Below are 22439 nucleotides of genomic sequence, written 5' to 3'. Positions count from 1 at the left end.
CGGGGGAGATGGGTTTCCACAATCCACGGATGTCGTGGGGCGAGCTCGAGAGGACCCTGACGGGACAGCGGCACCTGCACGTCGTCGACCCCCTCGCGGTCGACGGCGACGGCGGTGACTCGCCCGCGTGGAGCCGCAAGCGGCAGCCGTACGAGGCCCCGGCGCTGATCCGCACGGTCAGCGAGGACCGGTACGCCGAACTGCACTGTCACACCAACTTCAGCTTCCTCGACGGCGCGAGCCACCCCGAGGAGCTGGCCGAGGAGGCGGCGCGGCTGGGGCTGACCGGGCTGGCCGTCACCGACCACGACGGGTTCTACGGGGTGGTCCGGTTCTCCCAGGCCGCCCGCGAGCTGGGCCTGCCCACGATCTTCGGCGCCGAGCTGTCGCTGGACCTGAGCGCGCCGCAGAACGGCGAGGCGGATCCCGAGGGCCGGCACCTGCTCGCGCTCGCGCACGGCCCCGAGGGGTACGCCCGCCTGGCCCGGACGATCTCGCGCGGACAGCTGGCCGGTAAGGAGAAGGGCAAGCCGGCGTACGGGGACCTGGAACAGATCGCCGAGGTGCTGCGCGACCACGTGCTCGTGCTGACCGGCTGCCGCAAGGGCAGTGTCCCGCGCGCACTGGCCGCCGAGGGACCGGTGGGGGCGGCCCGGGAGCTGGACCGGCTGGTGCGGCTGTTCGGGCGCGGCAACGTCGCCGTGGAGCTGACCGATCACGGGGACCCGTACGACGACGACCGCAACGAGGTGCTGTACGAACTGGCGCGCAGCCGCAAGCTGGAGGTGGTCGCGACCAACAACGTGCACTACGCGACCCCCGGGCGGCGGCGGCTCGCGACGGCGCTGGCGGCCGTACGGGCCCGGCGCAGCCTCGACGAGCTGGACGGCTGGCTGCCCGCGGCCGGCACCGCACACCTGCGCAGCGGCACGGAGATGCGTAAGCGGTTCGCCGCGTACCCGGGTGCGGTGGAGAACGCGGCGATGTTCGGCGAGGACCTGGCGTTCGACCTGAACCTGGTGGCGCCGCGGCTGCCGGACTTCCCGATCCCGGAGCCGGGGCACACCGAGATGAGCTGGCTGCGGGAGCTGACCATGCGCGGCGCGCGGGAACGCTACGGGCCGCCGCAGGCGCATCCGAAGGCGTACGCGCAGATCGAGCACGAGCTGCGGATGATCGAGGAGCTGGACTTCCCCGGCTACTTCCTCGTGGTCTACGACATCGTGCGGTTCTGCCGCGAGAAGGGCATCTACTGCCAGGGGCGCGGCTCGGCGGCGAACTCGGCGGTCTGTTACGCGCTGCGCATCACCAACGTGGACGCGGTCGAGTACGACCTGCTGTTCGAGCGGTTCCTCGCGCCGGAGCGGGACGGTCCCCCCGACATCGACGTGGACATCGAGTCGGACCGGCGCGAGGAGGTGATCCAGTACGTGTACGCCAAGCACGGCCGGGAGCACACCGCGCAGGTGGCCAACGTGATCTCGTACCGGCCGCGGTCCGCCGTACGCGACATGGCCAAGGCCTTCGGGTTTTCGCCGGGGCAGCAGGACGCGTGGAGCAAGCAGATCGACCGCTGGGGCAGCGTGGCGGCGATCGACGTGGAGGACGTCCCCGAGCAGGTGGTCGCGTTCGCCAACGAGGTCCAGAGTTTCCCGCGGCACCTGGGCATCCACTCCGGCGGCATGGTGATCTGCGACCGGCCGATCATCGAGGTGTGCCCGGTGGAGTGGGGGCGCATGCCGGGACGCACGGTGCTGCAGTGGGACAAGGACGACTGCGCGGCGATCGAGCTGGTCAAGTTCGACCTGCTCGGCCTCGGGATGCTGTCGGCGCTGCACTACGCGTACGACATGATCGAGTCCGACCTGGACCTCAGCACGATGCGTCTCGACGATCCCGAGGTCTACGAGATGTTGTGCCGGGCCGATTCCGTCGGGGTGTTCCAGGTGGAAAGCCGCGCGCAGATGGCGACGCTGCCCCGCCTCAAGCCGGAGGAGTTCTACGACCTCGTGGTGGAGGTCGCCCTGATCCGCCCCGGACCGATCCAGGGCGGCTCGGTTCACCCCTTCATCAGAAGAAAGAACGGCCGCGAGCCGGTCACCTTCCCGCATCCGCTGATGCGCAACGCCCTGGAGAAGACGCTGGGCGTGCCGCTGTTCCAGGAGCAGCTCATGCAGCTCGCGATCGACGTCGCCGGGTTCGACCCGTCCGAGGCCGACCAGCTGCGCCGAGCCATGGGGTCGAAGCGGTCGATGGAGAAGATGGAACGGATCAAGCAGCGGCTCTACGAGGGGATGGCCGAGCGCGGCATCACCGGCGAGCTCGCCGACGACCTGTTCCTCAAGCTGTCCTCGTTCGCCAACTACGGCTTCCCCGAGAGCCACGCGATGAGCTTCGCCTACCTCGTATACGCGAGCGCCTGGCTGAAGCGCTACCACCCGGCGGCGTTCTGCGCGGCCCTGCTCAACGCGCAGCCGATGGGCTTCTACTCGCCGCAGTCGCTGGTGGACGACGCGCGCCGGCACGGGGTGGAGGTACGCCGCCCCGACATCAACCTCAGCGCCGCCGCCGCGACGCTGGAGTCCACGGCCACCACGCGGTGGGGTTCGGCGCCGGGGGAGCCGCCGCACGCGTGGGGGCTCGGCGGCCCGGCCGTACGGATGGGTCTGCAGAGCGTGCGGACCCTCGGCGAGGAGCTGGCGAAGGCGGTCGAGGACGAGCGCGCCGCGCACGGGCCGTACCGGGACATGGCCGACCTGGCCCGCCGGACCGGATGCTCGACCGCCCACCTGGAGGCCCTGGCGACCGCCGACGCCTTCGCCGCCTTCGGTCTGTCGCGCCGGGAGGCGCTGTGGGCGGCGGGGGCCGCGGCGCAGGACCGGCCCGGCCGCCTGCCCGGCACGGTCACCGGCACCGAGGCGCCCACCCTGCCGGGCATGGGTGACGTGGACAAGCTGGTCGCGGACGTCTGGGCGACGGGCCTGTCCCCGGACGCGCACCCGGCGCAGTTCGTCCGCGAGCAGCTGACCCGCCGCGGCGCGCTGCCGATCTCGGGGCTGGGCCGGGTCGAGGCCGGGACCCGGATCCGGGTGGGCGGCATCGTCACCCACCGGCAGCGACCGGCGACCGCGGGCGGGGTCACGTTCATCAACCTGGAGGACGAGACCGGGATGCTCAACGTGACCTGCTCGCCGGGGCTGTGGCAGCGGTACCGGCGGGTGGCCCGGACCAGCGCGGCGCTGCTCGTGCGGGGACGGCTGGAGAAGTCCGAGGGGGTGCTGAACCTGGTCGCCGACCGGCTCGACGCGGTCACCCCGCCGGTCACGCCGGCTTCCCGTGACTTCCGCTGAACAGCCGCTATATTTCCGTTCCGCGTGCCTTGCTCCTTTTGCGGAGTAGACCGGATGTGCACGGAAACGTACGACGGGGGAGTCGCGTCATGATCCGTACCATCGGGCTGTCCGCGGTCCTGGTCCTCGCCCTGGCGAGCCCGGCCGCCGCGGCCGCGAAGCGGACCGAACTGGTGCTGAGCTACGAGGCCGAAGCGGGCTACGCGGCGGCGGTCGTGCTGCGCTGTGACCCGGCCGGCGGCGCGCACCCGAAGAAGGGCAAGGCCTGCCAGGCGCTCGAGAAGGTCAACGGCAAGCCGGCGAAGTTCCAGCCCGCCAAGGTCATGTGTACGCAGGAGTACGCGCCGATCACCGCGCACATCGACGGCACCTGGCGGGGCCGCACGGTCGACTGGTCCCGGACCTTCGGCAACCGCTGCGACATGGTCCGCACGACCGGCGTGGTCATGGCGTTCTGATCTCTGCCGGATCGCCCCGGTTCCGCGGGCGCCGGCTTCCCCGGCTCGCCGCCCCCGTGCCTGCGGCGGGCCGATACGCTGCGCAGGTGGACACCGCATCGACGCGTACCCCCCGCCCGCCCGTCACCGTGCGTACGGCCGCCGTCTGGGCCGTGCTGCGCCGCGAACTCGAGCGGCACGCCGGTCGCGAGCTGACCGTCCTCGACGTGGGCGGCGGCACCGGCGGGTTCGCCGTGCCGCTGGCCGAGGCCGGGCACGCGGTCACCGTGGTCGACGCGAGCCCGGACGCGCTCGCCGCGCTCACCCGGCGTGCCGCCGAGGCCGGGGTGGCCGACCGGGTCCGCGCGGTGCAGGGCGACGGCGACGCGCTGGCGGCGCTGGTCGCGCCCGGCAGCGTCGACCTGATCCTCTGCCACGCCGTGCTCGAGGTCGTCGACGAGCCCGCCCGGGTCGTCGACGCGGTCGCGACCGCGCTGCGCCCCGGGGGAGCGGTCAGCCTGCTGGTCGCCGGCCGCGCGGCCGCGGTCCTCGGGCGCGCCTTCAACGGTCACCTCGGCGCGGCGTCCGCCCTGCTCAGCGACCCCGACGGCCGCGCCGGGCAGCGCGACACGCTGCGCCGGCGCTACGACACGGAGACCGCCGTCGCGCTGCTCACCACGGCGGGGCTCACGGTCGAGGAGACCCACGGCGTACGCGTGCTCGCCGACCTGCTGCCCGCCGCGGTGGTCGAGGACGACCCGCAGGCGATGATCGACCTGGAGCTGGCGCTCTCCGCGCGGCCGCCGTTCCGCGACATCGCGTCCCAGCTGCACGTCTTCGCCCGCCGCCCGTGATCATCCCCGCGCTGCCGGACCCCTTCTCGGTGGTCCGGCCGGCCTACGGGCACGGCAGTCTCGCCGATCTGCTGCCCAGCGTCTCGGCCGTGCTCGGGGTGCCGGGCGCCGTCGACGTGCTCGGGCTGGTTGAGCAGCTCGGCGGCGTCGACCGGATCGCGATGCTGCTCGTGGACGGTCTCGGCGCGTACCAGCTTCCGGTCGCCGCGCCGCACGCGCCGATCCTCACCGAGCTCACCGGCCGGACGCTCACCGCCGGCTTCCCGTCGACCACCCCGGTCAGCCTCGCCACGCTCGGGACGGGCCGGCCGCCGGGCGCGCACGGGATCCTGGGTTTCACCGTACGCAGACCCGACGGCACCCTGCTCAACCACATCAGATGGGGCAAGGACCCCGACCCCGCGCTGTGGCAGCCGGAGCCCACCCGCTTCCAGACCGCGGCGGCCGCCGGTGTCCGCGCCACCCTCGTGACCCAGCCGCACTTCGAGGGCAGCGGACTGACCGTCGCGGCGTACCGGGGAACCGGCTTCACCGGCGCCGCCGATCCGTACGCGCTCTCCACCGCCATGCTCGGCGCCCTGTCCCGCCCCGGCCTCGTGTACGGCTACTACGCCGACCTCGACCACCACGGCCACGGCTCGGGCATCGACTCGGAGCCGTGGCAGGCCGCCGCCGCGGAGGTGGGCGAGCTGATCACCCGCCTCGCCGACGGGCTGCCGCGCGGTGCGGCGCTGCTGGTCACGGCCGACCACGGGCAGCTGAACATCCCGCCGGAGAACCGGCTCGACCTCGCCGCGGACCCTTCGCTGAGCGCCGGGATCACCGGGGTGTCCGGCGAGCCCCGGGTCCGCTACCTGTACGCCGAGCCGGGCGCCCGGGACGACGTGGTGGCCGCGTACCGGGCGGTGCTCGGCTCGTCGGCGTGGGTGCTCACCCGCGAGGAAGCCGTCGACAGCGGGCTCTACGGCACGGTCGCGCCGGGACACCTCGACCGGATCGGGGACGTGGTGATCGTCTGCCTCGATCACACGCTCGTCCTCGCGGGCGGGTGGGAGCCGCCGTCGGTGGGGTCGTTGGTCGCGTACCACGGGTCGGTGACCGCCGCCGAGATGATGATTCCGCTGCTCAGTTTTGTCGGACCCCCGCTCTAGTCTCCTTCGGGTGGGACGCAGCCAGGCGATCGGCCGGGGACGGGACCCGCGGTTCGGGCCGGGCGCCGACGACGCGGGATGCCCGATCCTGCACGTCGACATGGACGCGTTCTTCGCCTCCGTCGAGATCCGCCGCCGTCCGGAGCTGCGGGGAAAGGCCGTCGTGGTCGGCGGGGTCGGCCCGCGCGGCGTCGTGAGCTCCGCCAGCTACGAGGCCCGGCGGTACGGCGTCCGCAGCGCGATGCCGTCCGCGCGGGCCCGCGCGCTCTGCCCCCACGCCGTGTTCCTGCCACCCGACTTCACCGAGTATTCGGCCGCCTCCCGGGCCGTCATGCAGATCTTCCGCGACGTGACCCCGCTGGTGGAGCCGCTGTCGCTGGACGAGGCGTTCCTCGACGTGGCCGGCGCCCAGCGGCTGCTCGGCCGCCCGGCCGCGATCGCCGCGTCGATCCGCCGCCGGGTCGTCGAGGAGCAGCGGATCACCTGCTCGGTCGGGGTCGCCCCGAGCAAGTTCCTGGCGAAGCTCGGCTCCACCCGCGCGAAACCCGACGGAATGATCGTCGTCCCGGCCGGCCTGACCCTCGACTTCCTGCACCCCCTGCCCGTCGACGCGCTCTGGGGCGTGGGGGAGAAGGCGGCCGAGCACCTGCGCCGGCTGGGCCTCACCACGGTGGGCGACCTGGCCCGGGCCCCGGTCGGCATGCTGCGCGCCGCGCTGGGTGAGGCCTCCGCCGGTCACCTGCACGAGCTGGCCTGGGGACGTGACCCACGCCGGGTCACCCCGGAGCACGAGGAGAAGTCGATCGGCGCCGAGCTGACGTACGACACCGACGTCACCGACCCCACGGTGATCCGCCGCAGCCTGCTCGCCCTCTCGGACAAGGTCGGCGCCCGGCTGCGCGCCGCGGGCACGGTCGGCCGGACGGTCTCCATCAAGGTCCGTTTCGCCGACTTCCGGACGGTCAGCCGCTCCCGCACGACGCCCACGACCACCGATGTGGCACGCGAGGTGTTCGAGACCTCCTGGGCGCTGTTCCGAGCCCTGGGCCCCGTCGAGCCGATCCGGCTCATCGGCGTACGCGTCGAGGGCCTGACCCCGGCGGTGACCGCATCCCGGCAGCTCACCCTGGGTGAACCGGAACGCGGCTGGCGTGAGGCGGAGGCCGCCGCGGACGCCGTGGCGGCCCGCTTCGGCCGGGCCATCGTCGGACCGGCCAGTCTTTTGGGACGAACTGATCTGCGCCGGACCGAAAATCACCCGCACTCGACGGTCGTCCCGCTTTCCGACCCGCCAACCCCCTCGTAGACTTGCGGTAAGGCAGCCGGTCGGCTGTCTCGCACCATCGGCCGCCCGCACCACCGCCGGGTGGCCGGACATGCGCCCGGGGAGGAATGCCGTGCCGCTCTCGGAGCACGAGCAGCGGCTGTTCGATCAGATCGAGCGGTCGCTTGCCGAGGACCCCAAGTTCGCCTCGGCTGTGCGGAACAGTGACCCACGTTTCCACGCCCGGCGCCGGCTGGTCGTCGCGGCGTTCGTGATCGTCCTGGGTCTCGCACTGGTTGTCTACGGCACGGTGAGCCGCAACACGCCGCTCGGCGTGGCGGGCTTCGTGGTCATGCTGGCAGCGGCCGCGTTCGCGATGCAGAGCCGCCGGAAGGGGCAGGCACCCGACCTGCACGCCGTCGGCGGCACCGCCACCCGCCGCACCCGGCAGACCCGCAAAGCCGGCCTCATCGACCGGCTCGAGGATCGCTGGCGTCAGCGCCCCGAAGGCCACCGCTAACCACGACGACCGGCGACAAGATGGCGGCCAACCGGCCGCCATCGCCGTATGTCCGGACCACGCCGGCCGCGCTGTTTTTCGTCGGACCGACTTCATGCCGGGCCGCCCTTCGCGCCGCGCCGTTTCCGGGCCGCGCTGCTGCTTCACCGGGGCGACTTCGTGCCGGGCCCGCCCCTTGTGCCGGGCCCGCCCCTTGTGCCGGGCCCGCCCTTCACCGCAAGCCCGCGCCGCGCTGCGCCCGCTCTCCGCGCCCGGCCCCCCTGCGTGCCGGGCCCGCCTTCCGCGACGGGTCGCACGGACGCGCCTACCGCGACGGACCGCACCGGCCCGCGGTTCGTGCCCGGCCACCCTCCGTGCCGGTTGCTTTCGTGCGGCCCGAGTTGCTCTTCGTGCCGCATCGCCCGCTTCACGCAAACCGCCCGCCCGTCGGGCCCACCGTGCCGGGCCACCCTGCCGGTTTCCACCCGCCGGGTCGCGCCTATTTCACCCCGCCGGGGCCACCCTGCCGGTTTCACCCCGCCGTCGGCCAGGGCGTGACGGCCGGGGGATCCCGGATATGCCGATGCCGCCCACGATCAGCGTGGGCCGGCATCGGTCCGGGTGAGGGTCAGCGGCCCCGGTTGGCCAGGAGCCGGCGGGGGCTGAAGCGGACCAGGCCGTCGCGGCCCCGGCTGAGCGTGCCCATCCAGCGGGCCGACGCGTCGGCCAGGCTCATCCGCCAGCGGAGCATCACCGACGGCGGAAGGAGGACCGCGGCGAGGCGCGTACGGCGGGGGGCCGTCTGGGCCAGGCCGTGGCGGACCCGGGTGAGGGCCGAGGTGAGGCCTTCGCCCTGCAGCGGGGTGGGGGCGTACCGGGCGCGTTCCTCAGCCTGGCCGAGCAGGGTCGCCGCGTCGGCGGGGGCGCCTTCCAGTTCCGCCTCCCGGATGAGGCGGCGGGCCGTGTGCCTCGGGGTTTCGGTCGGGTCCACCGTCACGCGGTAGTCGACCATCGTGTCGACGAGTTCGTCCCAGGCGGCGTGGGCGTCCTGGCGGGCGCGGGCCGACTCGGTCGTCACCGTCACGTCGCGGGTGCCCGGTGGCGCCGGTCCGGCGGAGGCCGCGACGGTGACCGGGGTGGTGGCCGCGTGGCGGCGCCGGCGTACCAGGATGCGGCGCAGGGCCGGGACCAGGAGCAGCGCGATGATCAGGGCCGCGCTTCCCGCCATGATCAGGCCGGTGGTGGAGCCGCCCGACGAGGGCGGGGCGCCCGCGTTGTCGAGGGCGCCGGCGCCGAGGTCACGGTCCGGGCGGTCGTTGGAGTCGGGACCCGCCGAGGTGTTCGCGCCCGGCGCCGTCGAGGAGCTCGACGTCGCGGTCGGGGTCTCGACGCGGTCGTTGTCCGGGGCCCATTCGGATCGGCTGGAGCCGACGACCGCCGCCGCCGGGGTGGCGTCGAACGGAATCCAGCCGAAGCCGTCGAGGTAGACCTCGGTCCAGGCGTGCGCGTTGCGGTTGGTGAGGACGTACGTGTCGCCGTCGCGGGTGCTGCCGCGGGTGAAGCCGAACGCCACCCGGGCGGGGACGCCGGCCTCGCGGACCATCCAGGCGAGCGCCGCCGCGTACTGCTGGCAGTAGCCGGTCTTGTTCTGCAGGAAGGCGGAGATCGCCGAGGCGCCGCCGGTGGGGTCGGCCGCCTGCAGGCTGTACGAGAACCCGTTCTCCCGGGAGAAGTAGCGGTACAGCGCCAGGATCTTGTCGTACGGGGTGTCCTCGCCCTTGGTCAGCGTCGCCACCAGCGCCTCGACCTTGGGGTCGTCGGGGACGGAGGTGTACTGCGTACGGATCGGGTCGTCGTCGGCGAGCGGCTCGGAGCGGCGCAGCTCGCCGGGGGTGTACTTGGCGCGGATGTAGTCGAAGGAGTACTTCTGGCCCTTCGTGGTGGTGCGGTTGGAGAACACCACCTGCGAGTTCGGGTCGTACGACCAGGCGCCGTCGAGGCCGTCGACGTCGACCGGGGACGAGTACACCGGCGCGAGGGTCTGGCCGAAGTCGTCGGTGACCTCCACCTCGGCGTGGTACTGCTGGTAGTTGCCGCCGTCGATGCGGTCGTCACGCCGCGGGTCGTCGATGCCCCGCGACAGCGGCCGGCCGGTCGGGGTGCGGTTGCTGAAGCCGTCCGAGCTGAGCACGTCCGCGACGCCGAACCGCAGGTAGAACGGGTCCCGCTCGTTCGTGCGCACCCGGACGTAGTCGGTGGTCTTGCTCTGGTTGAGCTGGCCGGTCAGCGACGCGAAGAGGTTGATGCGCCCGTTGCCGCCGGTGCCCGTACCGTTGCCGCCCACGCCCGTGCCCACCTGGGTGAGCCGGTTGAGCAGCCCGGTGTTGAGGCCGGGCACGACCAGCGGGAGCAGTACGGCCGCGGCGACGCCGATCATGGCGAGCCGGCGGCCCGCGGCGGCGAGCGGGGAGGGTTCCCAGACGTCCACGTCGCGGCCGTCGCCGGTGAAGCGGCGGCCGAAGCGGCGGACCCGGTCGACGTTGTCGGCGACGAGCAGCCAGAGGAACCCGACCGCGCCGATGATGAACGGCACCACGGGAACGCTGTCGACGTACACGGCGACGGGCACCGAGTAGATGGCCAGCATGGGCAGTCCGGCGAGGGCCGGCCGGCGGGCGATCACCGTGAGCACGTCGACCGCGACGGCGACCGAGCCGATGCCCAGCGCGGCGAGGAACAGCAGGCCGTCGCGGTCGGGGACGGGTACGCCGTACGAGCGGGTGTCGTTGCCGGCCTCGGTGAACAGCTCGCCGAAGTGGTTGAAGGTCGACGGCGTGGGGATCAGCGCCAGCAGCTCCTCGCCGCTGGGGAACATCCAGGTCAGCGTCAGCAGCAGCACCAGGATCATGCCGGCCACCTGGGCCCACGTCGGGAACCGCAGGGTGCGGGCCAGCACGGCCGCGCCGGCGATCAGGCCGACCGCGAGGATGCACTGCAGCAGCCAGGTCCAGGTGTCGAAGATGGCGGAGAGCGGTGCGGCGGCCAGCAGGGTCGCCGCGGCCGCCACCAACCCGAGTCGTCGTCGCCCGGTCACAGCACTACTCCCGTCTTCCCATGCCCGCTCGTCGTCGTCAGGTGCCCGTTCGTGCGCACAGGTCTGCCCGTTCTCACATGCCCGCCACTGTCTCGGCCATCGCCGCGCGGTAGGCGAAGCCCTGCGAACCGCGGCCCGCCGCCGGCCAGAGCGTCGCCAGGGAGTCGCCGTGTGTCACCGGCACCGAGCGCCAGCCGCTGCGGACCAGCGCGAGCGACGTCGCGGCGTGCTGCCGGTCGGTCTCCTGCCGGTCGGGGGCGGTCATGTTCACCCAGGTGGAGCTGTCGATCGCGAAGCCGATGCAGGTCGCCCCGTTGCCCCGCAGCCCGCTGAGGACCTCGGCCTCGGCGACGCTCAGCGCGCCGAAGAGGCCGATCACCAGGCCGCCGTCGGAGCGGCGCCGGACCGCGTCGACCAGCACCGAGATGTCGCCGGTCTGGCTCAGCTTGACGTCGGCGAGGGTGTCGAGGATGGCGCCCTCGCCGCCCGCCTCGGTCGCGTCGAGGTCGATGCCCGTACCCGTGACCAGGCGCAGCTTGTAGCCCGCCTGCCGGAGGTGGACCGCGATGCTGGCGGTCGCCGACACCGCCCATTCGAAGCTGGACGTCGGCCCCTCACCGCGGTGGGCGTGCTGCCGGGTGTCCAGCACGACCGTGGCTCGCGACTCCCAGGGCTGCTCTTCGCGGCGCACCATGAGCTCGCCGGTGCGGGCCGTCGAGCGCCAGTGCACCCGGCGCAGGTCGTCGCCGCGGCGGTACTCGCGGGTGGCCGCGTCGTCCTCGCCGTGGACCGCCACCGAGCGGGCGCGGCTGTCGCCGGTGCCCGCGTACTCGCCGGCCAGGCGTACGGAGGGCAGCGGCACGACCTGCGGGATGACGGTGAGCCGGTCGACGCTGGGGAACGAGCGGGTCAGCTCGCACAGGCCGAACGGGTCGGTCAGCCGGATCACCAGGGGACCGACCGGGTAGCGGCCGCGGACGTCGGCGCGGACCGTGTACGCCACCGAGCTGGCCGTGTGCGCGCCCAGCCGCTCCAGCACGACGCGCGGACGGCTGCCCAGCGCGTACGGAAGCCGGTCCTCCAGCAGCAGCGTGCCCGTGGGCAGCCGCGACATGTTCTGCAGCCGCAGGATGACGCGCGCGCTCGAGCCGACCGGGGCCCGGCCCGGCTCCAGCGAGCGCGTGCAGGCCAGCTTGTAGCGGCTGCGTCCCACGTACGCGGCGGCGAGCAGGGGGAGCGCCGCCAGCAGGATCGCCACGCGCAGCAGGTCGCGTTCGCCGAGGATCACGGCGGAGATCGCGGCGGCGGCGGCCGCCGCGAGGAAGGAGCGGCCCCGGGTCGTCATGCCCCGCATGGCCTCCCGCATGTCAGAGCCCCCGCGACTCGTACTGTGCCCGGCCGTCGCCCGTGGCGCGGGTGTCGTACGGGGAGCGGCTCCGGTCGTGCGGCAGGGGCAGCCGGTGCACGATCTCGGCCACGATCGCGTCCGTGGTGCGCCGGTTGAGCTGCGCGTCGGCCGTGGGGATGATGCGGTGCGCGAGCACCGGGACGGCCAGTGCCTGCAGGTCGTCGGGGAGCACGTAGTCGCGTCCCTCGAGCGCGGCGACGGCTTTGGCCGTACGCAGCAGCTGCAGCGTCGACCGCGGGGAGGCCCCCAGCCGGATCTCGGGCGCCTCGCGGGTGGCGGTGACCAGCGCGATCGCGTACTGCTGGACCGCGTCGGCGGCGTGCACGTCACGGACCGTGGCGATCAGCCGGCGCACGAGCGCGGCGTCGGCCACGGCGCGCAGGTCGTTCAGCGGGTCGTGGGCGCCGTGCCCGCCGAGCATCGCCAGCTCCGCGCGCGGGTCCGGGTAGCCCATCGCGATGCGCGCGGTGAAACGGTCGCGCTGCGCCTCGGGCAGCGGGTACGTGCCCTCCATCTCGATGGGGTTCTGGGTGGCGATGACCATGAACGGCGCCTGCAGCTCGTACGTGGTGCCGTCGACCGTGACCTGCCGCTCCTCCATGCACTCGAGCAGCGCGGACTGGGTCTTCGGCGAGGCCCGGTTGATCTCGTCGCCGACCACCAGGTTGGCGAAGACGGCGCCCGGCTTGAACTCGAAGTCGCGCGTCTCCTGGTTGTAGACGCTGACCCCGGTCACGTCGCTGGGCAGCAGGTCCGGGGTGAACTGGATCCGGCGGACCGAGCAGTCGATCGAGCGGGCCAGGGCCTTGGCGAGTTTGGTCTTGCCGACGCCGGGCACGTCCTCGATCAGCAGGTGGCCCTCGGCCAGCATCACGGCGAGCGCGAGCCGCACCGTCGCGCTCTTGCCCTCGATGACCTGCTCGATGTTGGCGATGATCGCCTCGCTCGCGGCGCGGAACTCGTCAGCCTGCAGCGGGCCGCCGGGCTCGTCCCAGGTGGGGGTTGTCACGGGCCTCCTCCATGTCGTTCTGCCCCTTTCCCTGCGCTGACGCCGAAAGGGAACCGAAGGTTCGCGGGCGGCCGGGGTGTCCGTGGGCCTCCGGCGCCGCCGCCCGTTCCTGACAGGTTAGCCCGGTCACAGCAAGTCGCCGAGTGGGGCGCGAACCACTACTACGACACGTGGTCAACCAAGCACGCATATCGGATGCGTTACGAATGAACTCTTTTCAACGTGGCGAGGCCGCGCCGGGCCGCCGCCGGTCGGCGGCCCGGCGCTCTCGGGCTCGACGCCAGGTTGAAAAGAGTTCACTACAGGAGGGGTGATACCGGTCGCCGCGGCGAGAGCGGGGCGAGTAACATGCCCGTATGGCCCGTGCCTTCCTGCTTCTTATCTAGCCGCGCCGTCGTCCACGAGGACGACGAGAAGCGCGGCGCCCCCTCCTGTCGAAGGGGGCTTTTTTGTGCCCTAGGCCCGGCCACGACGACGAGAACGAGATGGTGACGATGAGCGAGTCCGAGACCAGCGCGGACATCCCGCCGTACCGATACACGGCGGCGATGGCCGCGGAGATCGAGCCCCGCTGGCAGGCGTACTGGGCCGACAACGGCACCTTCCACGCGCCGAACCCGACCGGCGAGCTGGCCGACCCCTCGCACCCGCGCGCGGGCGCGCCCAAGCTGCACGTGCAGGACATGTTCCCGTACCCGTCGGGCGCGGGCCTGCACGTCGGCCACCCGCTGGGCTACATCGGCACCGACTCGTACACCCGCTACAAGCGCATGGCGGGCTACAACGTGCTGCACCCGATGGGCTTCGACGCCTTCGGCCTGCCCGCCGAGCAGTACGCGGTGCAGACCGGCACGCACCCGCGCACGACGACCGAGGCGAACATCGAGCGCTACCGCGGGCAGCTGCGCCGGCTGGGGCTGGCGTACGACAACCGCCGCAGCTTCGCCACCACGGACCCGGACTACTACCGCTGGACCCAGTGGATCTTCCTGCAGGTCTTCAACTCGTGGTTCGACCCGGACCTGGGCAAGGCGCGCCCGATCGACGACCTGATCGGCGAGTTCGAGGCCGGCACCCGTGAGGTCCCCGACGGCCGCGCCTGGTCGCAGCTGTCGGCCGTCGAGCGGCGCAAGGTGATCGACGGCTTCCGGCTGGCGTACGTCAGCGAGGCGCCGGTCAACTGGTGCCCGGGGCTGGGCACCGTGCTGGCCAACGAGGAGGTCACCCCCGACGGGCGCAGCGAGCGGGGCAACTACCCGGTCTTCCAGCGTTCACTGAAGCAGTGGATGATGCGGATCACCGCGTACGGCGACCGCCTGGTCGACGACCTGGACGCGCTGGACTGGCCGGAGCCGGTCAAGCTGATGCAGCGCAACTGGATCGGCCGCTCGCGGGGCGCGCACGTCGACTTCCCACTGGACGGCGACGACGTCATCTCCGTCTTCACCACGCGCCCCGACACGCTGTTCGGCGCCACGTACATGGTGCTGGCGCCCGAGCACACGCTGGTCGACTCGATCGTGCCGGCCGCGTGGCCCGAGGGCACCAAGGACGCGTGGACCGGCGGGCACGCCACCCCGGAGGCGGCCGTCGCCGCGTACCGGGCGCAGGCCGCCGCCAAGACCGAGGAGGAGCGCACCGCCGACGCGAAGGTCAAGACCGGCGTGTTCACCGGCGCGTATGCGACGAACCCGGTCAACGGCGCGCGCATCCCGGTGTTCATCGCCGACTACGTGCTGGCCGGCTACGGCACGGGCGCGATCATGGCGGTGCCCGGCCAGGACGAGCGCGACTGGGCCTTCGCCGAGGTCTTCGACCTGCCCATCATCCGTACTGTTCAGCCGCCCGGGTTCTCCGCGCCGTCCGAAGGACCAGGCGTCGGAAGCGGCACAGCACCGGAAGGTTTCGACGGCGCCTTCACCGGCGAGGGACCGGCGATCAACAGCGACTGGCTGAACGGCAAGGGCGTCGCCGAGGCGAAGGCCGCGATGATCGCGTGGCTGGAGGAGAAGGGACACGGTCGCGGCGCGACCACCTTCCGGCTGCGCGACTGGCTGTTCAGCCGCCAGCGCTACTGGGGCGAGCCCTTCCCGATCGTGTACGACGAGACGGGCCTGCCGGTCGCCCTGCCGGAGTCGATGCTGCCGGTGGAGCTGCCCGAGGTCGACGACTTCTCCCCGCGGACGTTCGACCCGGACGACGCCGACAGCGAGCCGGAGACGCCGCTGTCGCGCAAGAAGGACTGGGTCAACGTCGAACTGGACCTGGGCGACGGGCTGAAGACCTACACCCGCGAGACCAACACCATGCCGCAGTGGGCCGGCTCCTGCTGGTACGAGCTGCGCTACCTGGACCCGCACAACGACAAGGCGCTGGTCGACCCGGAGAACGAGGCGTACTGGATGGGCCCGCAGCGGCCGGGCGACCCGGGCGGCGTCGACCTGTACGTCGGCGGCGTCGAGCACGCGGTCCTGCACCTGCTGTACGCGCGCTTCTGGCACAAGGTCCTGTTCGACCTGGGTTACGTCTCGTCCTTCGAGCCGTTCCGCACGCTGTTCAACCAGGGCTACATCCAGGCGTACGCGTACCGCGACGCGCGCGGCGTCGTCGTGCCCGCCGAGGAGGTCGTCGAGCGCGACGGCAAGTACTACTACGGCGACCAGGAGGTGGCCCGCGAGTACGGCAAGATGGGCAAGTCGCTGAAGAACGTCGTCACGCCGGACGAGATGAGCGAGCAGTACGGCGCCGACACGTTCCGGGTGTACGAGATGGCGATGGGCCCGCTGGACGTCTCCCGCCCGTGGGAGACCCGCGCGGTGGTCGGCTCGCAGCGCTTCCTGCAGCGCGTCTGGCGCCTGATCGTGGACGAGGAGACCGGCGCGATCCGGGTCACCGACACCCCGCTGGACCCGAAGACCCGCCGGGCGCTGCACCAGACCATCGCGGGCGTCCGCGAGGACATGGACGAGCTGCGCTTCAACACGGCCATCGCCAAGCTGATCCAGCTGACGAACACGCTGACGCCGCTGCAGACGACGTCGCGCGAGGCGATCGAGCCGCTGGTGCTGATGATGTCGCCGTTCGCCCCGCACCTGGCCGAGGAGCTGTGGCGCAAGCTGGGCCACGACGACAGCCTGGCGTACGCCGACTTCCCGGTCGCCGACCCGGTCCAGCTGGTCGCCGAGTCCGTCACGTACCCGGTGCAGATCAACGGCAAGGTCCGCGGCCGCGTCGAGGTCGCGCCGGACACCGCCGAGGACGCCGTCCGGTCGGCCGCGCTGGCGTCGGTGGCCGACGCGCTCGCGGGCCGGGAACCGCGCAAGGTCATCGTGGTGCCGGGCCGGCTGGTCAGCGTCGTCGTCTGAGCGATCCACCTGGTGGAACGAGGCCCGCCGCGAGTGATCGCGGCGGGCCTCGCGCCGTCAGAATGGCGTCGTGCCTGATCTCCCGGATGTGCTGCCCGTCGCCCCGCTGACCGCACCCCTGGACGCCACGGTCCGCCCGCCGGGCTCCAAGAGCATCACCAACCGCGCGCTGATCTGCGCCGCGCTGACGCCCGGCACGTCCGAGCTGTCCGGTGTGCTCTTCGCCGACGACACCCGGGCGATGATGGACGCGGTCGCCGCGCTCGGCGCGCGGGTCGACAAGGACGAGGCCACGCGTACGGTCACCGTCACGGGCATCGACGCGCGTACCGCCGCGACGGCCGGGATGATCGACGCGCGGCAGTCCGGCACGACGTCCCGGTTCATCCTGCCCGCGGCGGCGCTGCTCTCCGGCCGTACGGTCGTGGACGGCTCCGCCCAGCTGCGTGCCCGGCCGTTCGGGCCCGTCCTCGCGGCGCTGCGGGACGCCGGCGCGGTGGTCGAGGAGCTCGACCGGCCCGGCTACCTGCCCGCGGCCGTACGCGGCCCGCTGCGCGGCGGACCGGTCGAGGTCAGCGGGCACATCTCCAGCCAGTTCCTGTCCGGGCTGCTCATGGCGGGCCCGCTGATGACCCGGGGCCTGTCCGTGTCGGTGACCTCGCCGTTGGTCTCGGTGCCGTACGTGGAGATGACCAAGGCCGTGATGGCGGCGTTCGGGGTGACCGTCGACGGCCTGGTGGTGCCCCCGGGCGGCTACCGGCCGACCCGCTACGCGGTCGAACCGGACGCCAGCGCCGCCTCCTACTTCCTCGGCGCGGCCGCGGTCGCGGGCGGCCGTGTGACGGTCTCCGGGCTGGGCACCGGCAGCCTGCAGGGCGACGTCCGGTTCGCGGACGTCCTCGAACAGATGGGTGCCACGGTGTCCCGCACGGCGGACTCGGTGACGGTGAGCGCGGCCGGCCGGCTGCACGGCGTGGACGTCGACATGGCCGACATCTCGGACACGGCCCAGACGCTCGCGGCGGTCGCCGTGTACGCCGACACCCCGACGCGTGTCCGCGGCATCGGCTTCATCAGGAAGAAGGAGACCGACCGCCTCGCCGCCGTGGTGACCGAGCTGCGCCGGGCCGGCATCGACGCGACCGAGGACGAGGACGGCTTCACGATCCACCCGGGGCGGCCGCGGCCGACCCGCTTCGCCACGTACGAGGACCACCGGATGGCGATGAGCATGGCGCTGCTGGGCCTGCGGACGCCGGGCATGGAGATCGAGGACCCGGGCTGCGTCGCCAAGACCTACCCGGACTACTTCACAGACCTGGCGGCACTCGCCTGAGCCGGGCGGGCCCGCAGCCCGGCCGTGGGGCTTGCGCTGGTCGGCCCGGGGGTGGCGCGCTGGCCGGCCGAGTGCCCGGCGGCCGGATGCGGGTCGACCGGATGGGCCAGCGGCGGACCGGCTGGGACCGGCTGGCCGGCGACGGACTGGCCGGCGCGGGCCGGGTGGCGCGGACCGTCCAGCCGCGGATTGGTCGGCGGCGGGCTGGCTGCCGCGGACCGTCCGGCCGCGGGTCGGCCGGCGGCGGGTCGGCCGGCGGCGGGTCGGATGGAGTGGCCGCGGCGGTGGTCCGGCCCGAAGGTGATGGTTCGTGTCAGGCGGTCGCGGGCGTGATCGGGGCAGCGGCGGCGGCGCGGCGGGCGGCGAGGCGCCAGCGGAGGACGATCGTCGTGGTGAGGCCGAAGCCGATCGCGGCCGGCGCCAGCGTGACCGGGTTGAGTGAGCCGGGGGAGGCGACCGCGGCGCCGATGACGGCGTACGAGACCGCCGACGGGATCGCGGCGATGGTGGTGCCGAGGAGGTAGCGCTTGCGGCAGACCGACGTCGTGCCGTACGCGTACCCGATGAGGCCGTAGGGGGCGAGCGGGAGGAAACGGACCAGCAGGACCGCCGCCAGGCCGCGGCGGTTGAGCCAGCCGTCGAGGCGCTTGAGCCGGCTGCCGTTCTTGGCGCCGAGCGCGCCGCGGCCCGCCCAGCGGCCCGCGTAGTAGGTGGCGATGGCCGCGATCACGGCGGCGGCGAGCGCGGTCGCCGCGCCGGTGGCCGGGCCGAGGAGCGCGCCGCAGGCCAGGGTGATCGCCGTACGGGGCACCAGGACCGACAGGAGGAGGCCGCCCACCACCGCGATCGCGACGGCGGCGGCGGGGCCCAGCGCGACGACGGAGTCGGCGATCGACTGCAGGGGCAGCAGCGCCGCGGCGCCGCCCAGGACCGCGACGACGGCGGCGAGGACGCCGAAGCGCAGGGCCCGGCGGCGCCAACCCATCGGGGCCGGCTCGTGCTCGGCGCCCACCGGGGTGTCCGGGGTCTGCTGGCTGGCCTGAGGGTCCGCGGGGGAGATGTGCGCGCCCCGCGGGGCGATCAGGGTGTCAGTCATGCAGGCTTACCGCCCCTTGTCTCGTCGGTCCAGGAAAGTGCAGGTCAGGCGCTTGCTGCGGCGAGCCGCTCGCCTCGGAGCCGGTCGGCCCAGGTGTCGTCGAGAGGTGCAAGGCTATCCGCGCCGATGGCCCAGCGCAGGAGCAGATCGGCTATATCTGGGTTGCGGGCGAGAGCGGGCCCGTGTGCGTACGTGCCGAGGATCTTCCCGTGCCACGCGCCCTCGGTGTGGCCGTCGTTGCCGATGCCGGCGGTGACCCGGGCCAGCGGCGCGACGTCCGGGCCGAGGTGGGTGCGGCCGCCGTGGTTCTCGAAGCCGGTCAGCGGCGGGAGGCCCAGCCGGGGGTCGATGTCGCCGCGCACCTCGCCGACCGCGCGGGTCTCGCCGCGGTCCGAGGAGATGTCGAGCAGGTCGAGCCCGGCGCACTGGGCGCCCTTGGCGTAGAACGAGCGACCGAAGAGCTGGTAACCGGCGCAGACCGCGAGCACGGCCGCGCCCTGGGCGACCGCCCGGTGCAGGCCGCCGTCGGCGATGAGGCGCTGCGCGGCGAGGGCCTGCGGGCCGTCCTCGCCGCCGCCGATGAGGTAGATGTCGGCGGTCGAGGGCATGGCCTGGTCGGAGCGGACCTGGTAGGTCTCCACCGGGATGCCGCGCAGCGCGGCGCGGCGGGCCAGGATCAGCATGTTCCCCCGGTCGCCGTACGTCGACAGCAGGTCCGGGTAGATCCACACGATCCTGAGCGTGCTGTCAGTTGACACGGTCCAACTCCGCTCGGATGTCCTGGAACGCCGTGTAGTTGGCGATCACCTCGAGGCGTCCGGGCGGGGTGGCCTGGATCGCCTCGTCGAAGGTATGCACGTGCCGGAACGGCACTTCGTTCACCTCGAGGCGTACGGCGAGGTCGAAGGCGCGGTCGCCGGTGATCAGCACGGGGCGCCCGCGCAACGGCGAGAAGTCGACGTCGTAGAGCCACGAGGTGTCGAATCCGTCGGGGTCCCGCGCGTTGATCGACAGCAGCGTCGGGGCGTCCTCGGCCATGTCGAACGCCTCGAGCCAGCTCGCCGGGTTCTTCGCCAGCAGCAGCCGGATGGTGCGCCCGTCCCGCTCGACCTGCGCGTAGCGGCCGGCCACGGACGCCACGCTCGCCAGGCGGGGCACGGCCTCTATGGGGCGTACGCCGAATTCCGCGGCGACGGCCAGAGCGGTGACCGCGTTGCCCAGGTTGACCTGCCCGGGCAGTTGCAGCTTGACCAGGTGCCAGTCGCCCTTGGGGTCGACGACGCCCTCGTCCTCGACGGTCCACTGGGCCTGCGGGCGGCGCAGGGTGCAGCCGGTGCACCACCAGTCGCCCTGGGCCCGGTTGATGGGTGCGCCGCACTCGGGGCAGACCCACGAGTCGTCCGTCCACCGCTGGCCGGCGCTGAACCAGGTGACGTGGGCGGCGCCGACGGCGGACCAGACCACCATCGGGTCGTCGGCGTTGGCCACGACGTGCACGTCGGGGTGGGCGGCGAGCGCGGTGCGCCAGAGCTGCGCCATCATCGCCACCTCCTTGGCCCGGTCGAGCTGGTCGCGGGAGAGGTTGAGCAGGGCGACGACGCGCGGGGTGGTCTCGTCGATCACGCGGGCGAGGTAGTGCTCGTCGACCTCGAGGACGGCGAACGGGGTGGCGCCCGCCTTCGCCAGCGCGGAGGTGTGCCCGGTGGGCATGTTGGCGCCGAACGAGTTGGTCGCGACCGGCCCGAGCACCCCGAGCGCCGCGGCGGCGAACCGGGTCGTCGTGGTCTTGCCGTTGGTGCCTGAGACGAGCGCGATCGCCCGCCCGGAGGCGAGGTTGCGCAGCAGGTCAGGATCGATCTTCAGGCCGATCCAGCCGCCGATCACGGAACCGTCGCCGCGACCGGCCGCGCGTGAGAGCGCGGCGGCCGTGCGCGACACGGAACTCGCGACCTTGGCCCGCAGGGGCATCTTCCCGTCCGTCACGGGACACGAGGGTACCGGAAACGGACACTACGTCGAGTGGCGCCGGGGGGCCTGTGGACAACGGCGGACGGAGGGGGAGCCGGTTCCGCCGATCGGAGGAGGCCGGTCGGTCGTCCGGTGCCGAGTTTGCGCCGGTGGGAACGTTTGGGGAGGCATTCGCCCGACCTTCCGGCCGTCCATGATCTGTCCACCCGCGGCTTTTTGTGTGTTCTGATTCACCCGTAACCTTCGACGGTTCGTGATCGTCTGACCGCTTTCCGTGTCGGCATTTGTCACCGGGCGATCACAAAACGGACACGGCTGATCGTGCCAAACACGCAGAGTGACCGAGGTGGGGCTGACGGTCGGCCGGAAAATCGGGTAGGCAGGGTGGGCCGGTGAGCGCCCGCTCGCCGCTCGTACCGCACTGGCCACGCCGAGCCCTGCCCCGGCCCGCGCGGTACGACCACACAGCACGCGAACAACCACAAAGGCATACGGGGGCAGGGACGGGGGACCCATTTCCGGTCCGCTGCGAGTCGTCGAGACCCGCAGGACCTTGGGGTGAAGCCGCCACCTGAGCGGCCGGGCACACCTTCCCGCCCGAACCCGACAGCTAACCTCGCAGGCGTGCCGGAGGGATATCTCTACCGTGCACGAACGCAGTTCGAGCCGGGGCCGCCGCATGTCCGTCGGCACCGGAACCGTCGCACTGTCCCTGGGTCTCTGCCTCTGCGCCGGCCAGCTGGTCGCGACGCCGGCAGCGTCCGCCGCTCCGATCTCCACGGCGGCAGCGGTCAAGTCCGTCAAGCCCAAGCAGACCGTCAAGTACAGCAAGCGGACGGTCACCTGGGGCTCGTCCGTCAAGGTCACCACCAAGCTGATCGACCCGAAGAACGGCAAGAAGGTCGTCTACGGGTCGGTCCGCCTGCAGTCGAAGATCAACGGCAAGTGGAAGACCTGGCAGACGAAGCGGACGAAGACCGGGACGGTCAGCTTCACCACGAGGCCGGGGACCTCCTCCTGGTACCGCACGTACTACACCGGTACCAAGGGTCTGACCCCCGCCGCCACCAAGGCCGTCAAGATCAACGTCAAGGCCAGCGGTGCGAAGATCCTCGCCGAGGCCAAGAGGCACAAGGGCGCCCCGTACCGCTTCGGCGCGTCGGGCCCCAAGCGCTTCGACTGCTCCGGCTACACCATGTACGTGTACCGCAAGGCGGCGGGCAAGAAGCTGCCGCACAAGGCCAACTCGCAGCAGCGGTACGGGTCGGCCGTCAGCAAGAGCAAGAAGAAGGCGGGCGACCTGCTCGTGTTCCGGTCCGGCTCGTACGGCACCCACGTGGGCATCTACGCGGGTGGCGGCTACATGTGGGCCGCGCCGCACAGCGGGTCCTCGGTGAAGAAGCAGAAGGTCTACGCCAGCAACTACGTCGTCCGGCGACTCGTCTGACGCTCGTGAGCGCAGTGAAGTAGGCAAGTAGTACGACAGTTCAGTGGGGGGGGGGCCCGGGGGGGGGGGGGCCCCCCCGGGGGGGCGCCCCCCCGCGGCGCCCCCGCCGGGTAGGGAAAAAACACCCCCGAAAAAAAAGAAACAGGGTTTTATAAGGGGAT

General features: G+C 72.7%; 15 protein-coding genes and 1 riboswitch. Of the genes, 9 read left to right on the top strand and 6 right to left on the bottom strand.

Going from position 1 to position 22439, the window contains the following annotated elements; translation table 11 throughout:
* Positions 1-8 precede the first annotated feature (8 nt).
* The 6 genes from AB0K03_RS16070 (at position 9) to AB0K03_RS16045 (ending at position 7576) form a co-directional block, all read left to right on the top strand.
* Positions 9-3350 (top strand): error-prone DNA polymerase, encoded by a 3342-nt coding sequence (locus tag AB0K03_RS16070; protein ID WP_364684918.1) that lies wholly within the window; start codon positions 9-11, stop codon positions 3348-3350.
* A gap of 89 nt (positions 3351-3439) precedes the next feature.
* Positions 3440-3808 (top strand): SSI family serine proteinase inhibitor, encoded by a 369-nt coding sequence (locus tag AB0K03_RS16065; RefSeq protein WP_364684916.1) that lies wholly within the window; start codon positions 3440-3442, stop codon positions 3806-3808.
* A gap of 86 nt (positions 3809-3894) precedes the next feature.
* A complete protein-coding gene (locus tag AB0K03_RS16060) occupies positions 3895-4641 on the top strand; it encodes a methyltransferase domain-containing protein (RefSeq protein WP_364684915.1) in 747 nt (248 codons plus the stop codon).
* Positions 4638-5792: a nucleotide pyrophosphatase/phosphodiesterase family protein gene (locus AB0K03_RS16055; protein WP_364684914.1), complete on the top strand. Its 1155-nt coding sequence runs from the start codon at positions 4638-4640 to the stop codon at positions 5790-5792. The genes AB0K03_RS16060 and AB0K03_RS16055 overlap by 4 nt, the downstream gene beginning before the upstream one ends.
* 10 nt (positions 5793-5802) lie before the next feature.
* Positions 5803-7098: a DNA polymerase IV gene (locus AB0K03_RS16050; protein ID WP_364684912.1), complete on the top strand. Its 1296-nt coding sequence runs from the start codon at positions 5803-5805 to the stop codon at positions 7096-7098.
* A 91-nt stretch (positions 7099-7189) separates the two neighbouring features.
* Positions 7190-7576 (top strand): DUF3040 domain-containing protein, encoded by a 387-nt coding sequence (locus tag AB0K03_RS16045; protein WP_364684910.1) that lies wholly within the window; start codon positions 7190-7192, stop codon positions 7574-7576.
* 607 nt (positions 7577-8183) lie between these two features.
* Here AB0K03_RS16045 and AB0K03_RS16040 read toward each other — a convergent pair.
* From AB0K03_RS16040 to AB0K03_RS16030, 3 genes are all read right to left on the bottom strand, one after another.
* A complete protein-coding gene (locus tag AB0K03_RS16040; RefSeq protein ID WP_364684908.1) occupies positions 8184-10649 on the bottom strand; it encodes a DUF3488 and transglutaminase-like domain-containing protein in 2466 nt (821 codons plus the stop codon).
* 73 nt (positions 10650-10722) lie between these two features.
* Positions 10723-12015, bottom strand: coding sequence for a DUF58 domain-containing protein (locus tag AB0K03_RS16035; RefSeq protein ID WP_364684906.1), 1293 nt, complete (start codon positions 12013-12015; stop codon positions 10723-10725).
* A 1-nt stretch (position 12016) separates the two neighbouring features.
* A complete protein-coding gene (locus tag AB0K03_RS16030) occupies positions 12017-13066 on the bottom strand; it encodes a MoxR family ATPase (RefSeq protein ID WP_364684904.1) in 1050 nt (349 codons plus the stop codon).
* Positions 13067-13560: 494 nt separating this feature from the next.
* Here AB0K03_RS16030 and leuS point away from each other — a divergent pair, with 494 nt between their 5' ends.
* Both leuS and aroA read left to right on the top strand, forming a co-directional pair.
* Entirely contained in the window at positions 13561-16431 is a 2871-nt protein-coding gene (gene leuS, locus AB0K03_RS16025) for a leucine--tRNA ligase (protein ID WP_364684902.1), read from the top strand.
* Between the two features lie 70 nt (positions 16432-16501).
* Positions 16502-17767: a 3-phosphoshikimate 1-carboxyvinyltransferase gene (aroA, locus tag AB0K03_RS16020; RefSeq protein ID WP_364684900.1), complete on the top strand. Its 1266-nt coding sequence runs from the start codon at positions 16502-16504 to the stop codon at positions 17765-17767.
* 313 nt (positions 17768-18080) lie between these two features.
* On the opposite strand, the gene AB0K03_RS16015 is transcribed toward aroA, so the two are convergent.
* Genes AB0K03_RS16015 through AB0K03_RS16005 form a run of 3 tightly spaced genes read right to left on the bottom strand, consistent with a single transcriptional unit; the run spans position 18081 to position 20831 of the window.
* A complete protein-coding gene (locus AB0K03_RS16015) occupies positions 18081-18863 on the bottom strand; it encodes a VTT domain-containing protein (protein WP_364684898.1) in 783 nt (260 codons plus the stop codon).
* A 44-nt stretch (positions 18864-18907) separates the two neighbouring features.
* On the bottom strand, positions 18908-19621 hold the full coding sequence (locus AB0K03_RS16010; RefSeq protein WP_364684896.1) for a glutamine amidotransferase: 714 nt from the start codon (positions 19619-19621) through the stop codon (positions 18908-18910).
* Positions 19611-20831, bottom strand: coding sequence for a MurT ligase domain-containing protein (locus AB0K03_RS16005; RefSeq protein WP_364685455.1), 1221 nt, complete (start codon positions 20829-20831; stop codon positions 19611-19613). Before AB0K03_RS16005 ends, AB0K03_RS16010 begins: the two co-directional genes overlap by 11 nt.
* Positions 20832-21293: 462 nt before the next feature.
* Positions 21294-21471, top strand: a riboswitch (cyclic di-AMP (ydaO/yuaA leader).
* Positions 21472-21510: 39 nt separating this feature from the next.
* Here AB0K03_RS16005 and AB0K03_RS16000 point away from each other — a divergent pair.
* Positions 21511-22278: a C40 family peptidase gene (locus AB0K03_RS16000; protein WP_364684894.1), complete on the top strand. Its 768-nt coding sequence runs from the start codon at positions 21511-21513 to the stop codon at positions 22276-22278.
* Positions 22279-22439: the final 161 nt, after the last annotated feature.

This window comes from Actinoplanes sp. NPDC049316, assembly GCF_040677315.1.
Lineage (GTDB): Bacteria > Actinomycetota > Actinomycetes > Mycobacteriales > Micromonosporaceae > Actinoplanes.
The sequence above is the reverse complement of the archived record's forward strand: the minus strand, read 5'-3'. Positions and strand labels throughout refer to the sequence as shown.